The following is a 20,292-nucleotide window of genomic DNA, read 5'->3' as shown; positions in this document are numbered from 1 at the left end:
CGACGATGAAGGTCGGCATCCCCCGCGAGGTCAAGAACAACGAGTTCCGGGTCGCCATCACGCCCGCCGGCGTGCATGAGCTGGTCCGAGGTGGCCACCAGGTCTTCATCGAGCAGAACGCCGGCGTCGGCTCCTCGATCACGGACGCCGAGTACGTCTCGGCCGGCGCCGAGATCCTCGGCACCGCCGACGAGGTGTGGGCCACCGCCGACCTGCTGCTCAAGGTCAAGGAGCCGATCGCGGAGGAGTACCACCGCCTCCGCAAGGACCAGACCCTCTTCACCTACCTGCACCTGGCGGCCTCCCGCGAGTGCACGGACGCCCTGCTGGAGTCCGGCACCACCGCCATCGCGTACGAGACGGTCGAGCTCGCCAACCGCGCGCTCCCGCTGCTCGCCCCGATGTCCGAGGTCGCGGGCCGCCTGGCCCCGCAGGTCGGCGCCTACCACCTGATGCGCTCGGCCGGCGGCCGCGGCGTCCTCCCGGGCGGTGTCCCCGGCACCCACGCCGGCGAGTGCGTCGTCATCGGCGGCGGCGTCTCCGGCTGGAACGCCGCGCAGATCGCCATCGGCATGGGCTTCCACGTGACCCTGCTCGACCGCGACATCAACAAGCTCCGCGAGGCCGACAAGATCTTCGGCACGAAGATCAAGACGATCGTCTCCAACGCCTACGAGCTGGAGAAGGCCGTCGTCGAGGCCGACCTCGTCATCGGCGCCGTTCTGATCCCGGGTGCGAAGGCCCCGAAGCTGGTCACCAACGAGCTCGTCGCCAAGATGAAGCCCGGAAGTGTACTTGTCGACATCGCCATCGACCAGGGCGGCTGCTTCGAGGACTCCCGTCCGACCACCCACGCCGAGCCGACCTTCCAGGTCCACAACTCGGTCTTCTACTGCGTCGCCAACATGCCGGGCGCGGTGCCGAACACCTCCACCTACGCGCTGACCAACGCCACGCTGCCCTACATCGTGCAGCTCGCGAACCTCGGCTGGGTCGAGGCGCTGCGTCGTGACCCCGCGCTCGCGCTGGGCCTCAACACGCATGACGGCCAGGTCGTTTACGGTCCGGTCGCCGAGGCCCACGGCCTTGAGACCCTTGAGCTCAGCACGCTGCTCGGCTGACACGTCAACGACTGACGTCAATCTCACGTATCCGGCCGGACCTTGCCCGCAAGGTCCGGCCGGACGTGTATGCGGAGCGCCCCGCGATCCCACTCAACTCGCCTCGAACGTAACCCTTTAACCCTTTCGCGCACCCGCGAAACTTCGCAGCGACAGCTCGGACGCCCTTGACAGAGTGGTGTTCGGTTGCCGACACATCGTGCCGGGTCCGGCGGATTGTGTTGCCGCTGAGTGGTGACACGCCATAGAGTCGCCAACCGTCGGCATGGTGCCACGCTGACCTATCGATAAGTGTCCTGGTCACGTCCGAGGAGGTAAGACGACTTGTGAATGAGTCGACATTTACTCCTGGGGGTGGTGGAGCAGGAGTCCCTGAGCGGGGCCAGAGTCCTGCCGGGCTCGAAGCTGTCGGCTCCGTCGCAGTACGCACCTTCGCAAACCACCAGCACATGACGACGCCCCAAAAGAGCATGGACGGCCTAGACGTGAACTCCAGGGCCGGCGACCTGAGCGGCGACAAGCCCACGGGATTCGCCGACTACGACAATGTGCCCGAGGGGCACTTCTACGACCCCGACGCGGAGTACGAACCGGACCCCGAGTACGCGGCCACCCTCGCCCCCGACGCTGCCCGCCAGCGCCGTGAGCGGATCGGCCCGACCGGACGCCCGCTCCCGTACTTCCCGATCCCGGGTCCGCTGACCGACCACGGTCCGGCGAAGATCATCGCGATGTGCAACCAGAAGGGCGGCGTGGGCAAGACGACGTCGACCATCAACCTGGGTGCCGCGCTCGCCGAGTACGGGCGCCGCGTGCTGCTCGTCGACTTCGACCCGCAGGGCGCGCTGTCCGTGGGCCTCGGCGTGAACCCGATGGAACTCGACCTGACGGTCTACAACCTGCTCATGGAGCGGGGCATGTCGGCCGACGAGGTGCTGCTCAAGACGGCGGTCCCCAACATGGACCTGCTGCCGAGCAACATCGACCTGTCCGCTGCGGAAGTGCAGTTGGTCAGCGAGGTCGCGCGCGAGTCCACCTTGCAGCGGGCCCTGAAGCCCCTGATGGCCGACTACGACTACATCGTGATCGACTGTCAGCCCTCGCTCGGTCTGCTGACCGTGAACGCCCTGACGGCGGCTCACAAGGTCATCGTCCCGCTGGAGTGCGAGTTCTTCGCGCTGCGCGGCGTGGCGCTGCTGACCGAGACCATCGAGAAGGTGCAGGAGCGGCTCAACCCCGAGCTGGAGCTCGACGGCATCCTCGCCACCATGTACGACTCCCGCACGGTGCACAGCCGCGAGGTGCTGGCGCGCGTCGTCGAGGCCTTCGACGACCACGTCTACCACACGGTCATCGGCCGGACGGTGCGCTTCCCGGAGACCACGGTCGCCGGCGAGCCGATCACGACGTACGCCTCCAACTCCGTCGGCGCCGCCGCCTACCGCCAGCTCGCCAGGGAGGTGCTCGCCCGGTGTCACGCCGAGTGAGTCTGCCCGGAGCCGACGAACTGTTCCGTACGACCGGTGGGATGGCGCTCCAGTCGTCCTCGCCGCGCCGCGGGGCCGAGGAGGCGCCCGCCGCGGAACACTCGGCCACTCCGGCCGGGGGCACGGCGGGAGGGGGCCGCAGCCGGGAGGCTGAGGCCGGTACGGATGCGGGCGGCCCCGTGGTGGGGCAGCCGCGGCGACCGCAGGAAGGTTCTGTCAGCCCGGTCGGGCCGACCGCCGGGGCGGCTTCCGCCCCGGCCGGGGCGACCCGGCGGGGCAAGGGCCAGGGCCGCGGCGCGAACCGGCGGCCCAGCGGCCGCGAACGGCACGACGAGAAGATCACGGTCTACGTCTCCGCCGAGGAGCTGATGGACCTGGAGCACGCACGGCTGGTGCTGCGCGGTGAGCACGGCCTGGCCGTCGACCGCGGCCGCATCGTCCGCGAGGCGGTGGCGGTCGTCCTCGCCGACCTGGAGTCCCGCGGCGACGCCAGCATCCTGGTCCGCCGCCTCCGCGGCCGCTGACCTTCCGCCTGCCCGCCTGCGGCACCGCCGCGTCCGACGCTCCACCGAGAGGCCGCCGACCCACCGTTGGCGGCCTCTCGCGTGTCACGGTTGCCTCGCCTGCGGCGCGCCCGCGCGGAGGTGGCGCTGTGCGGCGGATGCCGGGTGCGGCCCCGCCGCCGGCGCGGGCCACGGGGCGTCCCCTGCCGGCCGGGCCGGCCCCGCGCTGTGCGGGGCGCTCGGCGAGGTCGGCGGTGGCGCCGCGCAGGAGGAATCGTTCGGGCAGGGCCCAAGGGCTGTCCCGCCCTCCCCGGCGTGCACGCGACGCCGGCTACGGCGCCTCGCCGCGTCGTCGGAAACGCCCGCATACGCCCGGTGCGAGGACGCTCCTGCACCGTGCGACGCGCCGCATCCGAGGCCGCGCGCTGATCCACCAGGGACTACGGGACAGCCTTTAGGCTTTCCGTGGCCGACCTGCCGTTTCCTTACCCACCTGGACCGCCATGCCCCCCGATCACGACGCCGCCCGTCCGGTCCGCCGGAGCCTGGGGCGCGGGCCGGGGGCGGCCGCCGAGGCCGGGGATCCCGCCGGGCCCGCATCCGGGAGCCCGACCGCCGCCGACGCGGCCGAGGCGCCCGGCACCGAGCCGGCAGAGCCCGCCGAGCCGGCCCCGGACCCCGGGCCGGCGGGGCCTGGGGAAGAACCGGTGGCGGTCTCCGTCCCCGGGACGGGAGGCGGTACCGGGGCCCACGCCGGGGGCGACGGCCGGTTCACGCTGCGGCTCGACAACTTCGAGGGGCCGTTCGACCTGCTGCTCCAGCTGATCTCACGGCACAAGCTTGATGTCACCGAGGTCGCGCTGTCCAAGGTCACCGACGAGTTCATGGCGCACATCCGGGCCATGGGCCCCGACTGGGACCTCGACCAGACCACCGAGTTCCTCGTCGTCGCCGCGACCCTGCTCGACCTGAAGGCCGCCCGGCTGCTGCCGGTCGCCGAGGTCGAGGACGAGGCCGACCTCGCTCTTCTGGAGGCCCGGGACCTGCTCTTCGCGCGCCTGCTCCAATACCGCGCGTACAAGCAGATCGCCGACATCTTCGAGCGCCGCGCGCAGAGCGAGGGCAGGCGCTACCCCCGGACGGTGGGGCTGGAGCCGCACCACGCGGACCTGCTGCCCGACGTCGTCATCAGCATCGGCGCCGAAGGGTTCGCCCGGCTCGCCGTGAAGGCCATGCAGCCCAAGGCCAAGCCCCAGGTGTACGTGGACCACATCCACGCGCCCCTCGTCAGCGTGCGCGAGCAGGCCGGGCTCGTGGTGCGGATGCTGAAGGCACGCGGGGAGGCCACCTTCCAGGAGCTCACCGAGGACGCCGAGGACACCCTCACCGTCGTGGCGCGCTTCCTGGCCCTCCTGGAGCTCTACCGGGAGAAGGCGGTCGTCCTCGACCAGGAGGAGGCCCTGCGGACCCTCACGGTGCGCTGGAGCGGCGGGGACGGCGACGGCATGCCGACCGTGACCGACGAGTTCGACCAGATCGTGGAGGCGAAGGATTGAGCAGCGACGGCAGCGACGGCAGTGACGGCAGCGGCAGCGCGGTGGCCGCGCTGGAACTGAAGCCCGCCCTGGAGGCCGTCCTCATGGTCGTCGACGAGCCCGCGACCGAGGCGCACCTGGCCAAGGTGCTGGAGCGCACCCCGCGCGAGGTCGCGGACGCGCTGCGGGAGCTCGCCGACGAGTACACGGCCGCGCGCAGGGGCTTCGAGCTGCGGCTCGTCGCGGGCGGATGGCGGTTCTACACCCGGGCGGAGTACGCCCCGGCCGTCGAGGGCTTCGTCCTGGACGGCCAGCAGGCCCGGCTCACGCAGGCGGCGCTGGAGACCCTGGCGGTCGTCGCGTACCGCCAGCCGGTGAGCCGCTCGCGGGTCTCCGCCGTGCGCGGAGTCAACTGCGACGGGGTCATGCGGACCCTCCTCCAGCGCGGTCTGGTGGAGGAGGCGGGGACGGAACCCGAAACAGGTGCGATCCTATACAGGACGACGAACTACTTTCTGGAGCGGATGGGCCTGCGCGGCCTGGACGAGCTCCCGGAGCTCGCGCCCTTCCTCCCCGAGGCGGACGCGATCGAAGCCGAGACGCAAGAAGGTGTGCCGTCGTTCGATCCGGACGCACCGGACACCGATGAAGACGACAAGACGACGGAACTTTGATGCGAAGCAGCGGCAACGGCAACGGTGGCAACAGGAACAGCGGCGGCGGTGGCGGCGGCGGGCGCGGTAGCGCCCGTGGCGGCGGCTCCGGCGGCGGCGGTGGCTACCGCGGCGGCGGCTCCGGAAGCGGCGGCGGCTACCGGGGCGGCTCCGGCGGCGGTTCCGGCAGTGGCGGCTACCGCGGCGGCCAGGGCGGCGCCCAGGGCGGTCAGGGCGGCTCGCGCGACCGTGACCGCGACCAGGCGCCCCAGCGTCCGCGCAACCCCCGCCCGGAGGAGCGCCGCTACGACGTCGGCCCCGAGGGCGAGCGCAGTGGACGCAGCGGCCCCAAGGCGGGCGGCGGCGGTGCCCGCGGCGCCGCGGCGCGCGGTGGCGCCAAGGGCGGTCCCCGGACCTCCCGGACCCCCGGCATCGGCGGCGCGGGCGGCCCGCGCAGCGGCCCGGGCAGCCGTAGCGGCCAGTCCCGTCCGCGTGAGCTGGACGCGCGCATCGAGGAGCGCGTGCGCGACCGGTACGCCGACAAGCCCGTGATCCGGACCCCGAAGACCTTCCCGGGCGCCGAGCAGGAGGGCGAGCGGCTGCAGAAGGTCCTCGCCCGCGCCGGCATGGGCTCGCGCCGCGCCTGTGAGGAGCTCATCGAGCAGGCCCGCGTCGAGGTCAACGGCGAGATCGTCACCGAGCAGGGCAAGCGCGTCCAGCCGAAGGACGAGATCAAGGTGGACGGCCTGACCGTCGCCACCCAGTCGTACCTGTTCTTCGCGCTGAACAAGCCGGCCGGTGTCGTGTCCACCATGGAGGACCCGGACGGCCGCCAGTGCCTGGGCGACTACGTCACCAACCGCGAGACGCGGCTGTTCCACGTCGGCCGGCTGGACACCGAGACCGAGGGCATCATCCTGCTCACGAACCACGGCGAGCTGGCCCACCGCCTCACGCACCCGAAGTACGGCGTGAAGAAGACCTACGTCGCCGCCATCACCGGCTCGCTGCCGCGTGACATCGGCAAGCGCCTCAAGGACGGCATCGAGCTGGAGGACGGCTGGGCGCGCGCCGACAACTTCCGCGTCCTGGACCAGGTCGGCAAGAACTACATGGTCGAGGTGACCCTCCACGAGGGCCGCAAGCACATCGTCCGCCGCATGCTGTCCGAGGCGGGCTTCCCCGTCGACAAGCTCGTGCGGACCTCCTTCGGCCCCATCGAGCTGGGCGACCAGAAGTCCGGCTGGCTGCGCCGCCTGACCAACACCGAGGTCGGCATGCTGATGCGCGAGGTCGGTCTGTAGGACCGTCCGGCAGGACCCCGCTCCACGGGGAGAGCCCGCAGTGCCCACGGCACTGCGGGCTTTTTCCTTGCCCCGACCCCCCACCCCTGTTTATAGTCACAGTGACTATTAAGGAAGTGGGGCTCGGCATGAACTGGACCTTGAGCTGGACCGAGGTGCTCGGCTTCGCCACAGGCGCCCTGTGCGTCTGGCTGGTGGCCCGTCAGCACATCGCCAACTGGCCGATCGGCATCGCCAACAACGTCTTCTTCATCGTGCTCTTCACCCAGGCCGGCCTGTACGCCGACGCCGGGCTCCAGATCGTCTTCATCGCCCTGGCCGCGTACGGCTGGTGGTCCTGGACCCACGGGGGTGGACCGGGAACCACCGCAGCCCTGCCGGTGCGCCGCACCACGCGCACCGAATGGGCCTGGCTGGCCGCGGCCGGGGCGGTGGCGACGCTCGGCCTGACCCTGCTCCTCGCCCGGGCCACCGACTCCACCGTCCCCTTCTGGGACGCGGCCACAACCGTGCTCTCCCTCGCGGCCACCTACGGCCAGTGCCGCAAGCTCGTCGAGTCCTGGTGGCTGTGGATCGCCGCCGACCTCGTCTACATCCCCCTGTACGTCCACAAGGGGCTCCACCTCACCGCCCTGCTCTACGCCGGCTTCCTCGGGCTGTGCGTCGTGGGCCTGCTCGGCTGGCGGCGGACGCTCACGGAGCGCACCGCACCCACGGCGGCCGCGGAGGCGACGGCATGAGGCGCTTCGGCCACGGCCTGGTCCTCGGCAAGTTCTACCCGCCGCACGCCGGCCACCACCACCTGGTGCGCACCGCCCAGGACCGCTGCGAGCGGCTGACCGTCCTGGTCTGCGCGGCCTCCGTGGAATCGGTGCCGCTCGCCGACCGCGTCGCCTGGATGCGGGAGGCCCACCCGGACGCCGACGTCGTCGGAGCCGTCGACGACATCCCCGTCGACCTGCACGACCCGGCGGTCTGGGAGGCCCACATGGCGATCTTCCGGGCCGCGGTCGGCCGGCCCGTGGACGCCGTCTTCACCTCCGAGGAGTACGGAGCCGAACTCGCCCGCAGGTTCGGCGCCGAGGAGGTCTGCGTGGACCCCGCGCGAACCCTCTTCCCGGTGTCCGGGACGGCCGTCCGGGCCGACCCCGCCGCCTGCTGGGACTTCCTGGGACCCGCCGTACGGGCCCGCCTCGCGCGCCGCGTCGTCGTACTCGGCGCCGAGTCCACCGGGACGACGACCCTGTCCCGGGACCTGGCCGCGCAACTCCGGGCGCGCGGCGGGGTCTGGGCGGCCACCGGCTGGGTCGCCGAGTACGGCCGCCGCTACAGCGAGGACAAGCTCGCCGCGGCCAGGGCCGCCGCCCCGGGCGCCACGTGGACGGACGTCTCCTTCACCTCGGAGGAGTTCCCGCTGATCGCCCGCCGCCAGGACGCGGAGGAGGAGCTGGCGGCCCGCCAGGGCTCCCCGGTGCTGATCTGCGACACCGACTCCTTCGCCACCGGCATCTGGCACGAGCGGTACATGGGCGCCCGCAACGCCGAGGTCGAGCGGATCGCCTCCCTCACGCACCGGGACCTCTACCTGCTCACCGAGGACGTCGACGTGCCCTTCGAGGACGACGGACTGCGCGACGGCCCTGAGCTCAGACCCTGGATGACCCGGCGGTTCCGCGAGGAGCTGGAGGCGACCGGACGGCGCTTCCTGTCCCTGCGCGGAGACCGGCGGGAGCGGCTGGCCACGGCCGTTGCGGCCGTGGACGAACTGCTTGCCGAAGGCTGGCACTTCGCCGACCCGCTCCCGGAGAACCGATGAACGGCGCGCCGGAGCCGGGCTATGACCCGCACGCCTTCGAGCCGTTCGCGGTGACCGTCGACCTCGCCGTGTTCACCGTGCGCGGCGGCGAACTGCACGTCCTGCTGATCCGGCGCGGCCAGGAGCCGTACGCGGGCGCCTGGGCGCTGCCCGGCGGGTTCGTCCTGCCCAGGGAGTCCGCCGAGACGGCCGCCCGGCGCGAACTGGCCGAGGAGACCGGCCTGCCGCAGCAGGTCGTGGCCGACCTGCACCTGGAGCAGCTGCGCACCTACAGCGAGCCGGACCGCGATCCCCGGATGCGGGTCGTCTCGGTGGCCTTCACCGCCCTCGTCCCGGACCTGCCGGAGCCGGCGGCGGAAGGCGGCGGGGACGCGGCGCAGGCCCGCTGGCTGCCCCTGGACGAGGCCCCGGACCTGGCCTTCGACCACGCGGTGATCCTGGCCGACGCAACGGTACGGATCCGCTCGAAGCTGGAGTACACCTGCCTGGCCACCGCGTTCTGCCCGCCCGAGTTCACCCTCGGGGAACTCCTGGCCGTGTACGAGACCGTCTGGGACACCGTCCTGGACCGCCCCAACTTCCGCCGCAAGGTCCTGACGACGCCCGGCTTCGTCGAAGCCGTACCGGGAGCCGCCCGGCTCACCGGGGGCCGCGGCAAACCGGCCGCCCTCTACCGGGCCGGCCCGGCGACCGCCCTCCACCCACCTCTGCTCCGACCGGAAGGACCCACCCGATGACGAAGCGAGCCGCGACCGGCGCGCTGGTCGGCCTGGCCCTGGGCGACGCCCTGGGCTTCCCGACCGAGTTCCACGACGTGCCCTCGATCCTCGCCAAGACGGGCCCGTGGCGCGAGATGCGCCTGCCCGACCCGGCGATCGTCACGGACGACACCCAGATGACGCTCGCCCTCGCGCGCGGCATACGGACCGCGGCCGACCGCGGCCCGGTGGGCCCGCTGCGCCTGACCCGCCCGGTCCGGGAGGAGTTCGTCGACTGGTACCACTCCCCGGAGAACAACCGCGCGCCCGGCGACACCTGCCTGCGGGCCTGCAACCTGCTGAACGACCCGCAGCGGGACTGGCGCGACGCCAGCCAGCTCGGCTCCAAGGGCTGCGGGGCGAACATGCGCGTGGCCCCCGTCGGACTGGTCCCCGGCTGGACCGACGAGGAACGGGCCGGAGCGGCCCAGCTCCAGTCCGCCCTCACCCACGGCCACCCGACGGCGCTCGCCGCCTCCGACCTGACCGCGCGGGCGGTGCACCTGCTGGCCTCCGGCACCGAGGTCACCGGCCTCGTCGGACGGCTGCGCTCGTATGCCCTGGAGAACCGCACCCGCTACCACGAGCGCTGGCTCGGAGACCTCTGGATGCGGACCGCCTCCGACGCCACGCCGGAGTCCTTCATCGCGCGCGGCTGGGACGAGTGCCTGGAGGTGCTGGACCGGCTCGCGGCAGCCCTGCGCTCCCCGTCCCCGGAGACCGACCCCTGCCTGACCACCGGCGACGGCTGGATCGCCGAGGAGGCCCTCGCCACCGCCCTGCAGTGCTTCCTGCTCTTCCCGGACGAACCCCTGACGGCCCTGCGCCGCGCCGCCTGCACCAGGGGCGACTCCGACTCCATCGCCTGCCTCGCCGGCGCCTTCGCCGGAGCCCACCTCGGAGCGGACGTCTGGCCGAGGGCATGGGAGGGCCGCATCGAGTACCGGGACGAACTCCTGGCCTTCGGCGCCCTCTGGGATGCCTGATCCATGCCGGACGCCGTCGTCGTACGGCGGCGCCCCCGGGGGGACTGGGCGGACACGGTCTACGCGGCTGACGCGCGCCGGGTGCGGACGAGGAAGTCCTCCACCCGGGCCCGGTCCGGGTCCTCCGGCAGGGGAGTGCCGGCCAGGGCCCTGTCCGTCTCCTCCTGCAGGCCCGTCGTCCAGGCGTCGACCTCGTCCCAGCTGAGCTCCCCCCGGCGCACGGCGAGGAGCCGGTCGCGGTACGGGCCCGCGTCGATGGTCAGGACGCCGGTGCGCAGCAGGTCGCGGCAGGACAGCAGCAGGCGCAGCAGGTGCATGGCGTGCTTCCAGCGCGGCGCGCCGTGGACGCGGACGTCCGCGAGGAGTTTGCCGTGCTGGGAGGCCGCATACCGGCTGAAGCTGGTGTGGGCGCGGCGGGAGAGGAAGGCCGCGCGCAGCGAGAGCAGCTCCGCGCCGACCGGACCGACGTGCTCCACCAGGGGTGAGTGCAGGCACTCCAGGATGTTCGGGTTGGCGCGCAGGGCGAGTTCGCAGAAGCGCTCCAACTCCCAGGAGAACTCCTCGTCCCGGGGGCCCTCCACGTGCGTGGGGGGCTTGTCGAACCCCCAGAACAGCGGTGTCGGGGCGAGGTAGACGCCACGCCGGTCGGTGTCGCTGGTCTGCGTGGCCAGCCCGAAGGCCCGGGAGCCCATCACGCACCGGTAGACCGTGTGGTCCCGTACCAGCGTCAGATCGTCCATCCCGGGAGCCTACGCCAGGACGCGCCCGCCCTGCCGGGCCGTTTCCACGGGCCGGCAGGGCGGTGAGCGCTCCGCTGGGGGAGTGTCGCTACGCGAGCGTGATGTTGCCGTCCGCCGCGACCGTGATCTTCTTCTCGGCCAGGCCCTTGGTGGCCGGGCCGCCCAGGACCGATCCGTCCGCGGGGTCGAACTTGCTGTTGTGGCAGAGGCAGACGATCTCCTTCTTCTCCACCTTGCTCACCAGGCAGCCCTGGTGCGGGCAGACCGCTGTGAAGCAGCGGAAGGATCCGGCCGTGGGCTGGGTGACCACGATCTTCTCCTCCTTGAGGATCTTGCCGCCGCCCACGGGCACGTCCGCCGCCTTGGCGACGACCTTCGCGCTGCCCGCGGCCGGGTCCGCACCAGCCGGAGCGGGGGCGGAGCCGGCCGGTGTGGCCGCGTCCTGCTCGCCCTGTGAAGTCTTGTCGCCGTCACCGCCGCCGCAGGCGGTGAGCGCACCGCCGGCCAGGGCGGCCGCGCCGATCACCAGTACCTTGCGCCGGACGGTTTGCGTGGGGTCGCTCATCAGTCTCTCCTCGCTCTGTGGCCGGATCGGCGTGCAGCATCCTGGCCTGCGGCGGGCCTCGGGTGAAGCCTGCCGCGCCGTTTTACGAGCCCGGCTGCCACGGTGCCAGTGAGGCAGGTGCGCCGGGTGTGCGTACGACCTCCCACACGTGGACCACGGCGTCCCGGTTCAACGGACCGAAAACATGTGGGAATCGGCCACCGGAATCACCCTCCCGGCGGACCTCCGCGGTCAGCGCGTCCTCGTCGAGCTCGACCGCGAGCAGCGTTCCCGGCTGCGCGCGGTAGTGCCTGTCGGCGATGCCGAGCGCCGTCGTACGGTCCGCGCAGCAGTGCACGAATCCCTCGGATTCCAGCGAGGGCGGGGCGTACGGCAGGTCGGGCGCGGCGGTCCAGTCGGCGAGCGGGACGATGTGGAGGATCATGCCGATCGTTCTACCGCAGTGGGGGCGGAACCGGTGCCAGGCGGAGAGATCTCCTTCGGTTCGCCGGAGGACGTCATCAGGCAGCAGAAGCTCTGACAGGTTCCGCACACGAGGATCCGGCCGCCGTCCCACAGGGCGGGCGGCCGGGCCCTCACGGCGTACCGTCTGGCTACCCTGAGTCAGAACCTGTCGTCACGCACCTGTGGAGCGCCCCGTGAGAACCGCCGTCGTCATCGGAACCGGACTGATCGGCACCTCCGCGGCGCTCGCCCTGACAGCCCGCGGGATCACCGTGCACCTCGCCGACCACGACCCCGACCGGGCCCGCACGGCCGCCGCCCTCGGGGCCGGCACCGACGAGCCCCCGCAGGAGCAGGTCGACCTCGCCATCGTCGCCGTACCGCCGGCCCATGTGGCGGCGACCCTGGCCGACCTGATCGGACGCGGAGCGGCGCGCGCCTACGTCGACGTGGCCAGCGTCAAGGGCGGGCCGCGGCGGGAACTGGCCGCGCTCGGCGTCGACGCCACCGCCTACGTCGGCACGCACCCGATGGCGGGCAAGGAGCAGTCGGGGCCGCTCGCCGCGACCGCCGACCTCTTCGAGGGCCGCCCCTGGGTGCTCACCCCCAGCCGGGACACCGACCACGAGGTGCTCAACCTCGCGCTGGAACTCGTCGCCCTGTCCCGGGCCGTGCCGGTGGTGATGGACGCCGACGCGCACGACCGGGCCGTGGCGCTCGTCTCGCACACCCCGCAGCTCGTCTCCAGCATGGTCGCCGCCCGGCTGGAGGAGGCCGACGAGACGGCCGTCCGGCTGTGCGGGCAGGGCATCCGCGACGTGACCCGGATCGCGGCCTCCGACCCGCGGATGTGGGTGGAGATCCTCTCGGCCAACCCGGGACCGGTCGCCGACGTCCTCGCCGGGATCGCCGCCGACCTGCAGGAGACCGTGGACGCGCTGCGCAGCCTCCAGTCCGCCGACGTCGAGAAGCGACGCGGCGGAGCCGCGGGCATCGAGGACGTACTGCGCCGCGGGAACGCGGGCCGGGTGCGGGTCCCGGGCAAGCACGGAGCGGCGCCCGCGGTCTACGAGACGGTGGCCGTGCTCATCAGCGACCAGCCGGGCGAGCTGGCACGGATCTTCGCCGACGCGGGCCGCGCCGGGGTCAACATCGAGGACGTGCGGATCGAGCACGCCACGGGCCAGCAGGCCGGTCTGGTACAGCTCATGGTGGAGCCGAGGTCCGTGGCCGGGCTCACCGCCGAGCTGCGGGAACGGGGCTGGGCGCTGCGCAGCCGGTAACCGCGGAAGCGCGGGCGGAGCCGGGGGCGAGTGAGCCGAAGGGGCGCGCCGGGGAGTGAGGGCGGGCGCGCGGAGGAAACCGCGAGGCACGAGCGGTTCACGAGCACGCACGCCCTCACGAGCCGGCAACAGGCGCCCCGGAGGTGAACCGAGCCCGCGGGTGTCCGGCCTGACCGGCAGGACACCTCCTGGGGCCCGGTAACCTTGCAGAGGGGCGCTTTGCCGCGCCCGGACACGTACGCGCAACCAGGAAGGTGCCCGCACCGTGGAAACCGCCGCTCCGTCCGCCGTGATCGTCGCCATCGACGGTCCCTCCGGCACGGGCAAGTCCAGCACCTCCAAGGCCGTGGCCGCCAAGCTCGGGCTGCGCTACCTGGACACCGGTGCCCAGTACCGGGCCATCACCTGGTGGATGATCTCCAACGGGGTCGACACCGACGACGCGCAGGCCGTGGCGGTCGCCGCCGGCAAGCCCTCCATCGTGTCCGGCACCGACCCGGCCGCGCCCACCATCACCGTGGACGGCCTCGACGCCGCCGGCCCCATCCGGACCCAGGAGGTCACCTCCAAGGTCAGCGCCGTCAGCGCGGTCCCCGAGGTGCGCACGCTCATCACCGAGCTGCAGCGCTCCATCGCCGCCGACGCGGCCCGGGAGGCGGACGGGATCGTCGTCGAGGGCCGGGACATCGGCACCACCGTCCTGCCCGACGCCGACCTCAAGGTCTTCCTCACGGCCTCCGCCGAGGCGCGCGCCGCCCGGCGCAGCGGAGAACTCCGCGGCAAGGAGGCCGCCGACCTCGCGGCCACCAAGGCGGCGCTGATCAAGCGCGACGCCGCCGACTCCGGCCGCAAGACCTCCCCGCTGGCCAAGGCCGACGACGCCGTCGAGGTGGACACCACCGAACTCACGCTCGACCAGGTGATCGAGTGCGTCGTGACGCTCGTCGAAGAGAAGCGGGCGGTCCGCACGTGAGCCGAACGCCCTCCCTCAAGGGTGCGGCGGTCGGCAGGCGCATCGGCATCGGCCTCATGTACGGGCTGTGGAAGCCGCGCGTACTGGGCGCCTGGAAAGTCCCCGCCTCGGGCCCCGTCATCCTCGCCGTGAACCACACCCACAACATAGACGGCCCCATGGTGATGGGCACCGCGCCCCGCCCCCTGCACTTCCTGATCAAGAAGGAAGCGTACGTGGGCCCGCTCGGCCCGTTCCTGGACGGCATCGGGCAGGTCAAGGTCGACCGCTCCGGCGCCGACCGGGAGGCGGTCGGCCGCGCCCTCGCCGTGCTCGACCAGGGCGGGGCCCTGGGGATATTCCCCGAGGGCAGCCGGGGCGAGGGCGACTTCGCCTCGCTGCGCGCGGGACTGGCGTACTTCGCGGTCCGTAGCGGCGCGCCCATCGTGCCCGTCGCGGTCCTCGGCAGCGCCGAGGACCGCGGCAGGCTCATCCCCGGGCTGCCGCCCTTCAAGAGCCGGGTCGACGTCGTCTTCGGCTCGGCCTTCGACGCCCGGGACGGCAGTGGCCGCCGCACCCGTACCGCGCTGGACCAGGCCACCGTACGCATCCAGGACCGGCTGACCGCCCACCTGGCCGACGCCAAGCGCCTGACCGGGCGCTGAGCGAGACTTGAACCCAGTAGTGGAACCGCGCTGCGCGGGCACCACCGATCACCACGAACGACGAGGAACGGACTTCATGAACGACCAGCACGACCACGGAGCACTTGGCGATGCCGAGTACGCGGAGTTCATGGAGCTCGCCGCGGAAGAGGGCTTCGACCTCGAAGACGTCGAAGGCGCCATCGAGGAGGCGGGCCACGGCCCGCTGCCCGTCCTCGCCGTCGTGGGCCGGCCCAACGTCGGCAAGTCGACCCTGGTGAACCGCATCATCGGCCGCCGCGAGGCGGTCGTCGAGGACAAGCCCGGCGTCACCCGCGACCGCGTCACCTACGAGGCCGAGTGGGCCGGCCGGCGCTTCAAGGTCGTCGACACCGGCGGCTGGGAGCAGGACGTCCTCGGCATCGACGCGGCCGTCGCCGCCCAGGCCGAGTACGCCATCGAGACCGCCGACGCGGTCGTCTTCGTCGTCGACGCCAAGGTCGGCGCCACCGACAGCGACGAGGCCGTCGTCAGGCTGCTCCGCAAGGCCAAGAAGCCCGTCGTCCTGTGCGCCAACAAGGTCGACGGCCAGAGCGGCGAGTCCGACGCGGCGTCCCTGTGGTCGCTGGGCCTCGGCGTGCCGCACCCCGTCTCCTCGCTGCACGGCCGCGGCACCGGCGACATGCTCGACGCCGTCCTCGACGTCCTCCCGGAGGCCCCGGAGCAGACCTTCGGCGGCGTCGCGCCCGGCGGCCCCCGCCGCATCGCGCTGATCGGCCGCCCGAACGTCGGCAAGTCCTCGCTGCTGAACAAGGTCGCGAAGGAGAACCGGGTCGTCGTCAACGAGCTGGCCGGCACCACCCGCGACCCGGTCGACGAGCTCATCGAGCTCGGCGGCGTCACCTGGAAGTTCGTCGACACCGCCGGCATCCGCAAGAAGGTCCACCTCCAGCAGGGCGCCGACTACTACGCCTCGCTGCGCACCGCCGCGGCCGTCGAGAAGGCGGAGGTGGCGGTCATCCTGATCGACACCACCGAGACCATCAGCGTCCAGGACCAGCGCATCATCACCATGGCCGTCGAGGCCGGCCGCGCGATCGTGATCGCCTACAACAAGTGGGACGAGCTCGACGAGGAGCGCCGCTACTACCTCGAGCGCGAGATCGAGACCGAGATGCAGCAGGTCTCCTGGGCGCCCCGGGTGAACGTCTCGGCGCTCACCGGCCGTCACATGGAGAAGCTGGTCCCGGCGATCGAGACCGCCCTGGCGGGCTGGGAGACGCGCGTTCCCACCGGCCGGCTGAACGCCTTCCTCGGTGAGGTCGTCGCCGCCCACCCGCACCCGATCCGCGGCGGCAAGCAGCCCCGCATCCTGTTCGGTACCCAGGCGGGGAGCAAGCCGCCGCGGTTCGTCCTCTTCGCCTCCGGCTTCCTGGAGCACGGCTACCGGCGCTTCATCGAGCGCCGCCTGCGCGAGGAGTTCGGCTTCGAGGGCACCCCGATCCACATCTCGGTGCGGGTGCGCGAGAAGCGCGGCGCCCAGTACAAGAAGAAGAAGTAGTACGGCGGCCCGGGGTCAGTAGCCCCGGCGCGGAGCGGGCGGCAGGGCCGCCGGGATGTGCGTCATCCCGGTCTGGTGCTGCCGCCCGTCGGCGTATCCGGGGCTGCCCGCGTACGAGTAGGCGGGCTGGGTCTGCGGCTGCGCCTGCGACGAGGAGTGCGTCTGCGACGGGGGCTGCGGGTTGTAGGAGGGCTGCCAGCCGTCGATCCGCTGCCACGCGGAACCGCTCCAGCCGCCGCTGCCGTACGAGCCGACCGTGTAGCCGCCGCCGTACGAGAAGGCCGTGAACCCGAGGTCCTCCTCACCCGTACGGTCGCCCGGCAGCGCCCGGAAGGCGCGCAGGTACTCCGAGTACAGCGTGTCGTAGATCGGGGTGTGCGAGACGGCCGGAGAGCTGTCCCGGTCCCGTACGGGACGCACGGCGGGGACGGTGCTCGGATAGGACGGGGCGCGGGAGGAGTCGTATGGATGCACGTATCAGCCAACGAAACCGGCGCTCTGCGGATGCGGGGTGGCGGGGGAGGAAACACAGATCGCCGGGGGTGCGCGGGACGGACCGCACACCCCCGGCGCACGCCGCCCGGCCCCCTTTCGCAGGGGGTCGGGCGGCCGTTCGGTACCGGCTGGGATCAGGCGCCGGGCGTGCCTGCCAGGGGCATCGCGGCGGCCACGAGCTTGCCCGCGGCGGCGGCCTTGTCCAGCGCGTCGCGCAGCAGGTCCTCGCGGGGCTGCTGGCCGATGGAGCCGACCGGGGCGGCGTAGACGAGCACGCGCTGGGTCTTCTGGACGGCGGCCCGCCAGCCGTCGGTGACCGACAGCGCCTGGTGCGCCTGCCACCAGGCGACCTGGCCGCAGCCCTCGGCTCCCGGCTGGAGCACGGCGTGCAGCTGCCCGGCCGCGAGCAGCACCGACCAGCCGCCGAGGAGGGTGGGGAGCTCGGCCGTGTCGGTCACCGGGATGAAGCCCTGCTCGATCAGGAGCGGCAGGAAGTCGTCGCCGGGGCCGTCGCTGCCCGGGCGGGCGATGGGCGCGGTCGGCTCGACGACCAGCGCGGGGTGCAGCTCGCCGCCGATCAGCACGAGGCCGCTGGTGATGCCGAGGACGGCCTGCCCGCCGGGCACGTTCTGCGGCGCGGCCACGCCCGCGTCCTGCGCGGAGGCCGGGCTGTCGCCGGTGATGCTGCGGACCGCGCCCTGGAGCTGCTCTTCGGAGACGGAGACGACCTGCGAGGGGATGCAGGTGGCGTGGGCGAAGGCGAGGACGGCGGTCTCCTCGCCGACGAACAGCACCGTGCTGGTGCGGTCGTTCTCGGGGTCGCCCGGGGTGCGGCAGGAGGTGCAGTCGTAACTGCGCGGCGCGTCGTCGCCGACGAGCAGCCTGTCGGCTTCTTCGTCGCCGATCTCGGCACGTACCTCATCACTGACGTCGAGCATGCGCGGCACGGGGTGCTCCTCGGCATAGGTGCGGGTCCGGGAGGCTCCCGGCTCGCCGGGCACAACGCGGGAGCGGCGGCCGGGGTCACGCCATTGGAGGGAACGGATTCGAACCGGCCGCCCGGAAGGGTGAACCGTGCGACCGCAGCTTCGGTTTTGTGCCAACTGTTTTTTGGTTGTGCGCAGTTGCCGGCCGGGTGTGGCCGCTTTGGGGGCGGGGGAGGTCGGCCGACCGGGTGGGGTGCGGTGCCCGCCGCGTGGCGGGCCGTGGAGCGCCGTGGAGTGCTGCGTAGCGTGACCCGATGCCCAACCTCCGGACCGCCCGGGCCGCCCGCACCGCCGTCGCGGCCGTCGTGCTGGCGCTCGCGGCACCCCAGGGCGCGGCGGACGCGGCACCGCCGCCGCCCGCGCCGGGTCCGGCCGGGGCCGCGCATCCTGGGTCGCCGGGCGTGATCGGGAGCGGCCCCGGGGACTGCGGACCGGGCGGGGAATGGCCCTGGGACTGCGTGGCCGACTGCGAGAGCGGTGGGCGGTGGGCGGTCAACACCGGCAACGGCTTCTACGGCGGGCTGCAGTTCTGGCAGCCGACGTGGGAGGAGTACGGCGGCCTGGCGTTCGCGCCGCGGGCCGACCTGGCGGACCGCGTGCAGCAGATCCGGGTGGCGCAGGAGGTCCTCGCCGCGCAGGGGTGGAGCGCGTGGCCGGTCTGCTCGAAGCGGTACGGGCTCGCGGGGCGGATGCACACCGTACGGGGTGGGGACACCCTCGTCACGATCGCCCGCGAGCGCCGGGTGGAGGGCGGGTGGCAGGCGCTGTACGAGGCCAACCGGGAGGCGATCGGGCCGAAGCCGGCGGTGATCGCCGTGGGCATGCTGCTGGTCCTCCCGGATGCGAAGCCGAGTCCCGCGCCGGTGGCGAAGCCGAGTCCCGCGCCGGTGGCGAAGCCGAGTCCCGCGCCGGTGGCGGAGCCGAACCCCGAGGCCTTGCCCAGGCCCCTGCCCGCGGCGGAGCCGAAGCCTGCGGCCGCGGCGAAGCCGGGTCCCGTGCCTGCGGCCACGCGCGAGCCCGTGACGGCGGCGGGGCCGAAGCCCCTGGCTGAGCCCGAGCCGGCGCCTACGGACGTGCCGTAGCCCGTGCCCGCGGCCAGACGCGAGCCCGTGACCGCGGCGGGGCCGAAGCCCCTGGCTGAGCCCGAGCCGGCGCCTACGGACGTGCCGTAGCCCGTGCCCGCGGCCACGCGCGAGCCCGTGACCGCGGCGGGGCCGAAGCCCCGGCCGAAGCATGCGGCCGAGCCGGGGGCGACGGGCGGCGGTGGTCCCCGTTCCACGGGGGTGGAGCCTGCCGGGGTCCCCCTGCCCGCTCCCCCCTGAACGGCGCCCGCCCGCTGGCAGACTCGGGGAATGCTTGAGACCTCCGCACGGCTGCTGCGCCTGCTCTCCCTGCTCCAGGCCCACCGCGAATGGACCGGCGCCGACCTCGCCGACCGCCTCGGCGTCACCGCCCGCACGGTCCGGCGCGACGTGGACCGGCTGCGGGAGTTGGGGTACCCGGTGAACGCCAGTCCCGGGACCGGTGGCGGCTACCAGCTGGGCGCCGGGGCCGAGCTGCCGCCGCTGCTGCTGGACGACGACGAGGCCGTGGCCGTCGCCGTCGGGCTGCGGACCGCCGCGGGCAACGGGGTCGAGGGGATCGGGGAGGCCTCCGTGCGGGCCCTCGCGAAGCTGGAGCAGGTCCTGCCGTCGCGCCTGCGCCGGAGGGTGTCCGCGCTCAACGAGTTCACCGTGCCGATGCTGCGCGGGGCCCAGCGCTCCACCGTGGACGCCTCGGTGCTGACCGAGCTGGCCTCGGTCTGCCGGGACGCCGAGCGGCTGCGCTTCGGATACCGCGACCACGGCGGCAGCGTCAGCCGCCGCACGGTCGAACCGCACCGGCTCGTCTGCACGGAGCGGCGCTGGTACCTGGTCGCCTGGGATCTCGACCGTGAGGCGTGGCGGACCTTCCGTGCGGACCGCATCGAGCCCAGACCGCCCCACGGGCCGCGGTTCACACCGCGCCCGCCCCCCGCCGACGATCTCGCCGCATATGTCTCCGAAGGCGTGTCCCAGCGGGTCTACGCCGCCCGCGCGGTGGTGCGGCTGAAGCTCTCCGAGCAGGAGGCGGCGCAGCTCATCGGGCCGAGCGACGGAGTCCTGGAACCGGTCGACGCGCAGACCTGCCTGCTGCGCACCGGAGCCGTGAACCTGGACGTTCTGGTGATTCACATCATGCTGCTCGGCTGTGAGTTCGAAGTGGTCGAGCCGCCCGCGCTCACGGATCGGATGAGGGCCCTGAGAGATCTGCTGGGGCGGGCCGTGGGGCCGGAGAAGTGAAGGAAACGCAGCGGACCTGAGGGGGATTCAGCTGGTTCTGTCCCAGGTGTCCGTGGAAATGCACGGCGGCAATTCTGGGCTTCTCGACGGGAATTCGAATACGTCCCAGCTCCGGGCGTGTCGCGCTTCGGAGGGCAA

The 20,292-nt window shown here is 72.9% G+C and carries 21 protein-coding genes; 16 read left to right on the top strand and 5 right to left on the bottom strand.

The annotated features are described in order from the left end of the window. Positions 1–5: 5 nt before the first annotated feature. From ald to ACFWFZ_RS31040, 10 genes are all read left to right on the top strand, one after another. Positions 6–1,121 carry an alanine dehydrogenase gene (ald, locus tag ACFWFZ_RS31085; RefSeq protein WP_266598142.1) on the top strand — a complete coding sequence of 372 codons (1,116 nt, stop codon included), beginning with the start codon at positions 6–8 and terminating at the stop codon, positions 1,119–1,121. A 449-nt stretch (positions 1,122–1,570) separates the two neighbouring features. Beyond that, complete coding sequence (locus ACFWFZ_RS31080) at positions 1,571–2,608, top strand: ParA family protein (protein WP_234363422.1); 1,038 nt, start codon at positions 1,571–1,573, stop codon at positions 2,606–2,608. Further along, positions 2,593–3,132: a hypothetical protein gene (locus ACFWFZ_RS31075; protein WP_387126749.1), complete on the top strand. Its 540-nt coding sequence runs from the start codon at positions 2,593–2,595 to the stop codon at positions 3,130–3,132. Before ACFWFZ_RS31080 ends, ACFWFZ_RS31075 begins: the two co-directional genes overlap by 16 nt. Before the next feature lie 482 nt (positions 3,133–3,614). Beyond that, the gene (locus ACFWFZ_RS31070; protein WP_387126747.1) at positions 3,615–4,667 is read left to right on the top strand and encodes a segregation and condensation protein A; all 1,053 of its coding nucleotides are present in this window, start codon (positions 3,615–3,617) and stop codon (positions 4,665–4,667) included. Beyond that, complete coding sequence (scpB, locus tag ACFWFZ_RS31065) at positions 4,664–5,320, top strand: SMC-Scp complex subunit ScpB (protein ID WP_387126745.1); 657 nt, start codon at positions 4,664–4,666, stop codon at positions 5,318–5,320. The genes ACFWFZ_RS31070 and scpB overlap by 4 nt, the downstream gene beginning before the upstream one ends. Beyond that, positions 5,320–6,603, top strand: a complete 1,284-nt coding sequence (locus ACFWFZ_RS31060) for a pseudouridine synthase (RefSeq protein WP_387126743.1) — start codon at positions 5,320–5,322, stop codon at positions 6,601–6,603. Before scpB ends, ACFWFZ_RS31060 begins: the two co-directional genes overlap by 1 nt. A gap of 128 nt (positions 6,604–6,731) precedes the next feature. Continuing rightward, positions 6,732–7,343: a nicotinamide riboside transporter PnuC gene (gene pnuC / locus ACFWFZ_RS31055; protein ID WP_387126741.1), complete on the top strand. Its 612-nt coding sequence runs from the start codon at positions 6,732–6,734 to the stop codon at positions 7,341–7,343. Further along, on the top strand, positions 7,340–8,419 hold the full coding sequence (locus ACFWFZ_RS31050) for an AAA family ATPase (protein ID WP_387126739.1): 1,080 nt from the start codon (positions 7,340–7,342) through the stop codon (positions 8,417–8,419). The genes pnuC and ACFWFZ_RS31050 overlap by 4 nt, the downstream gene beginning before the upstream one ends. Further along, complete coding sequence (locus tag ACFWFZ_RS31045) at positions 8,416–9,156, top strand: NUDIX domain-containing protein (protein WP_387126737.1); 741 nt, start codon at positions 8,416–8,418, stop codon at positions 9,154–9,156. Before ACFWFZ_RS31050 ends, ACFWFZ_RS31045 begins: the two co-directional genes overlap by 4 nt. Beyond that, positions 9,153–10,163 carry an ADP-ribosylglycohydrolase family protein gene (locus ACFWFZ_RS31040; RefSeq protein WP_387126735.1) on the top strand — a complete coding sequence of 337 codons (1,011 nt, stop codon included), beginning with the start codon at positions 9,153–9,155 and terminating at the stop codon, positions 10,161–10,163. The genes ACFWFZ_RS31045 and ACFWFZ_RS31040 overlap by 4 nt, the downstream gene beginning before the upstream one ends. Before the next feature lie 59 nt (positions 10,164–10,222). Here the strand turns inward: ACFWFZ_RS31040 and ACFWFZ_RS31035 are convergent, their stop codons facing one another. The 3 genes from ACFWFZ_RS31035 to ACFWFZ_RS31025 all read right to left on the bottom strand — a co-directional run bounded on the left by ACFWFZ_RS31035 (position 10,223) and on the right by ACFWFZ_RS31025 (position 11,892). Continuing rightward, positions 10,223–10,903 (bottom strand): DNA polymerase beta superfamily protein, encoded by a 681-nt coding sequence (locus tag ACFWFZ_RS31035; protein ID WP_387126732.1) that lies wholly within the window; start codon positions 10,901–10,903, stop codon positions 10,223–10,225. An 88-nt stretch (positions 10,904–10,991) separates the two neighbouring features. Continuing rightward, the gene (locus tag ACFWFZ_RS31030; RefSeq protein WP_387126730.1) at positions 10,992–11,468 is read right to left on the bottom strand and encodes a Rieske (2Fe-2S) protein; all 477 of its coding nucleotides are present in this window, start codon (positions 11,466–11,468) and stop codon (positions 10,992–10,994) included. Positions 11,469–11,550: 82 nt separating this feature from the next. Then, positions 11,551–11,892, bottom strand: a complete 342-nt coding sequence (locus ACFWFZ_RS31025; protein ID WP_387126728.1) for a DUF952 domain-containing protein — start codon at positions 11,890–11,892, stop codon at positions 11,551–11,553. Between the two features lie 214 nt (positions 11,893–12,106). Here ACFWFZ_RS31025 and ACFWFZ_RS31020 point away from each other — a divergent pair, with 214 nt between their 5' ends. The 4 genes from ACFWFZ_RS31020 (at position 12,107) to der (ending at position 16,352) form a co-directional block, all read left to right on the top strand. Next, entirely contained in the window at positions 12,107–13,195 is a 1,089-nt protein-coding gene (locus ACFWFZ_RS31020) for a prephenate dehydrogenase (protein WP_387126726.1), read from the top strand. A gap of 265 nt (positions 13,196–13,460) precedes the next feature. Next, positions 13,461–14,168, top strand: coding sequence for a (d)CMP kinase (gene cmk, locus ACFWFZ_RS31015; RefSeq protein WP_387126724.1), 708 nt, complete (start codon positions 13,461–13,463; stop codon positions 14,166–14,168). 56 nt (positions 14,169–14,224) lie between these two features. After that, positions 14,225–14,812: a lysophospholipid acyltransferase family protein gene (locus ACFWFZ_RS31010; RefSeq protein WP_387126786.1), complete on the top strand. Its 588-nt coding sequence runs from the start codon at positions 14,225–14,227 to the stop codon at positions 14,810–14,812. A 76-nt stretch (positions 14,813–14,888) separates the two neighbouring features. Next, the gene (gene der, locus ACFWFZ_RS31005) at positions 14,889–16,352 is read left to right on the top strand and encodes a ribosome biogenesis GTPase Der (protein WP_387126722.1); all 1,464 of its coding nucleotides are present in this window, start codon (positions 14,889–14,891) and stop codon (positions 16,350–16,352) included. 15 nt (positions 16,353–16,367) lie between these two features. On the opposite strand, the gene ACFWFZ_RS31000 is transcribed toward der, so the two are convergent. After that, positions 16,368–16,772, bottom strand: coding sequence for a hypothetical protein (locus ACFWFZ_RS31000; RefSeq protein WP_387126720.1), 405 nt, complete (start codon positions 16,770–16,772; stop codon positions 16,368–16,370). Between the two features lie 209 nt (positions 16,773–16,981). Then, positions 16,982–17,794 carry a hypothetical protein gene (locus ACFWFZ_RS30995; protein ID WP_387126718.1) on the bottom strand — a complete coding sequence of 271 codons (813 nt, stop codon included), beginning with the start codon at positions 17,792–17,794 and terminating at the stop codon, positions 16,982–16,984. Positions 17,795–18,087: 293 nt separating this feature from the next. Here ACFWFZ_RS30995 and ACFWFZ_RS30990 point away from each other — a divergent pair, with 293 nt between their 5' ends. Both ACFWFZ_RS30990 and ACFWFZ_RS30985 read left to right on the top strand, forming a co-directional pair. After that, positions 18,088–18,915 (top strand): transglycosylase family protein, encoded by an 828-nt coding sequence (locus ACFWFZ_RS30990; RefSeq protein WP_387126716.1) that lies wholly within the window; start codon positions 18,088–18,090, stop codon positions 18,913–18,915. A gap of 270 nt (positions 18,916–19,185) precedes the next feature. Beyond that, entirely contained in the window at positions 19,186–20,154 is a 969-nt protein-coding gene (locus ACFWFZ_RS30985; protein ID WP_387126714.1) for a helix-turn-helix transcriptional regulator, read from the top strand. Positions 20,155–20,292: the final 138 nt, after the last annotated feature.

Source organism: Streptomyces sp. NPDC060232 (assembly GCF_042726555.1).
Taxonomy (GTDB): Bacteria; Actinomycetota; Actinomycetes; order Streptomycetales; family Streptomycetaceae; genus Streptomyces.
The sequence above is the reverse complement of the archived record's forward strand: the minus strand, read 5'-3'. Positions and strand labels throughout refer to the sequence as shown.

Bases quoted from the DNA above. Each gene is read 5' to 3' on its own strand.
- ald (WP_266598142.1), top strand. From the start codon at position 6: ATGAAGGTCGGCATCCCCCGCGAGGTCAAGAACAACGAGTTCCGGGTC.
- ACFWFZ_RS31080 (WP_234363422.1), top strand. From the start codon at position 1,571: ATGACGACGCCCCAAAAGAGCATGGACGGCCTAGACGTGAACTCCAGG.
- ACFWFZ_RS31070 (WP_387126747.1), top strand. From the start codon at position 3,615: ATGCCCCCCGATCACGACGCCGCCCGTCCGGTCCGCCGGAGCCTGGGG.
- ACFWFZ_RS31060 (WP_387126743.1), top strand. From the start codon at position 5,320: ATGCGAAGCAGCGGCAACGGCAACGGTGGCAACAGGAACAGCGGCGGC.
- pnuC (WP_387126741.1), top strand. From the start codon at position 6,732: ATGAACTGGACCTTGAGCTGGACCGAGGTGCTCGGCTTCGCCACAGGC.
- ACFWFZ_RS31050 (WP_387126739.1), top strand. From the start codon at position 7,340: ATGAGGCGCTTCGGCCACGGCCTGGTCCTCGGCAAGTTCTACCCGCCG.
- ACFWFZ_RS31045 (WP_387126737.1), top strand. From the start codon at position 8,416: ATGAACGGCGCGCCGGAGCCGGGCTATGACCCGCACGCCTTCGAGCCG.
- ACFWFZ_RS31040 (WP_387126735.1), top strand. From the start codon at position 9,153: ATGACGAAGCGAGCCGCGACCGGCGCGCTGGTCGGCCTGGCCCTGGGC.
- ACFWFZ_RS31035 (WP_387126732.1), bottom strand. From the start codon at position 10,903: ATGGACGATCTGACGCTGGTACGGGACCACACGGTCTACCGGTGCGTG.
- ACFWFZ_RS31030 (WP_387126730.1), bottom strand. From the start codon at position 11,468: ATGAGCGACCCCACGCAAACCGTCCGGCGCAAGGTACTGGTGATCGGC.
- ACFWFZ_RS31025 (WP_387126728.1), bottom strand. From the start codon at position 11,892: ATGATCCTCCACATCGTCCCGCTCGCCGACTGGACCGCCGCGCCCGAC.
- ACFWFZ_RS31010 (WP_387126786.1), top strand. From the start codon at position 14,225: ATGTACGGGCTGTGGAAGCCGCGCGTACTGGGCGCCTGGAAAGTCCCC.
- der (WP_387126722.1), top strand. From the start codon at position 14,889: ATGAACGACCAGCACGACCACGGAGCACTTGGCGATGCCGAGTACGCG.
- ACFWFZ_RS30990 (WP_387126716.1), top strand. From the start codon at position 18,088: ATGCCCAACCTCCGGACCGCCCGGGCCGCCCGCACCGCCGTCGCGGCC.
- ACFWFZ_RS30985 (WP_387126714.1), top strand. From the start codon at position 19,186: ATGCTTGAGACCTCCGCACGGCTGCTGCGCCTGCTCTCCCTGCTCCAG.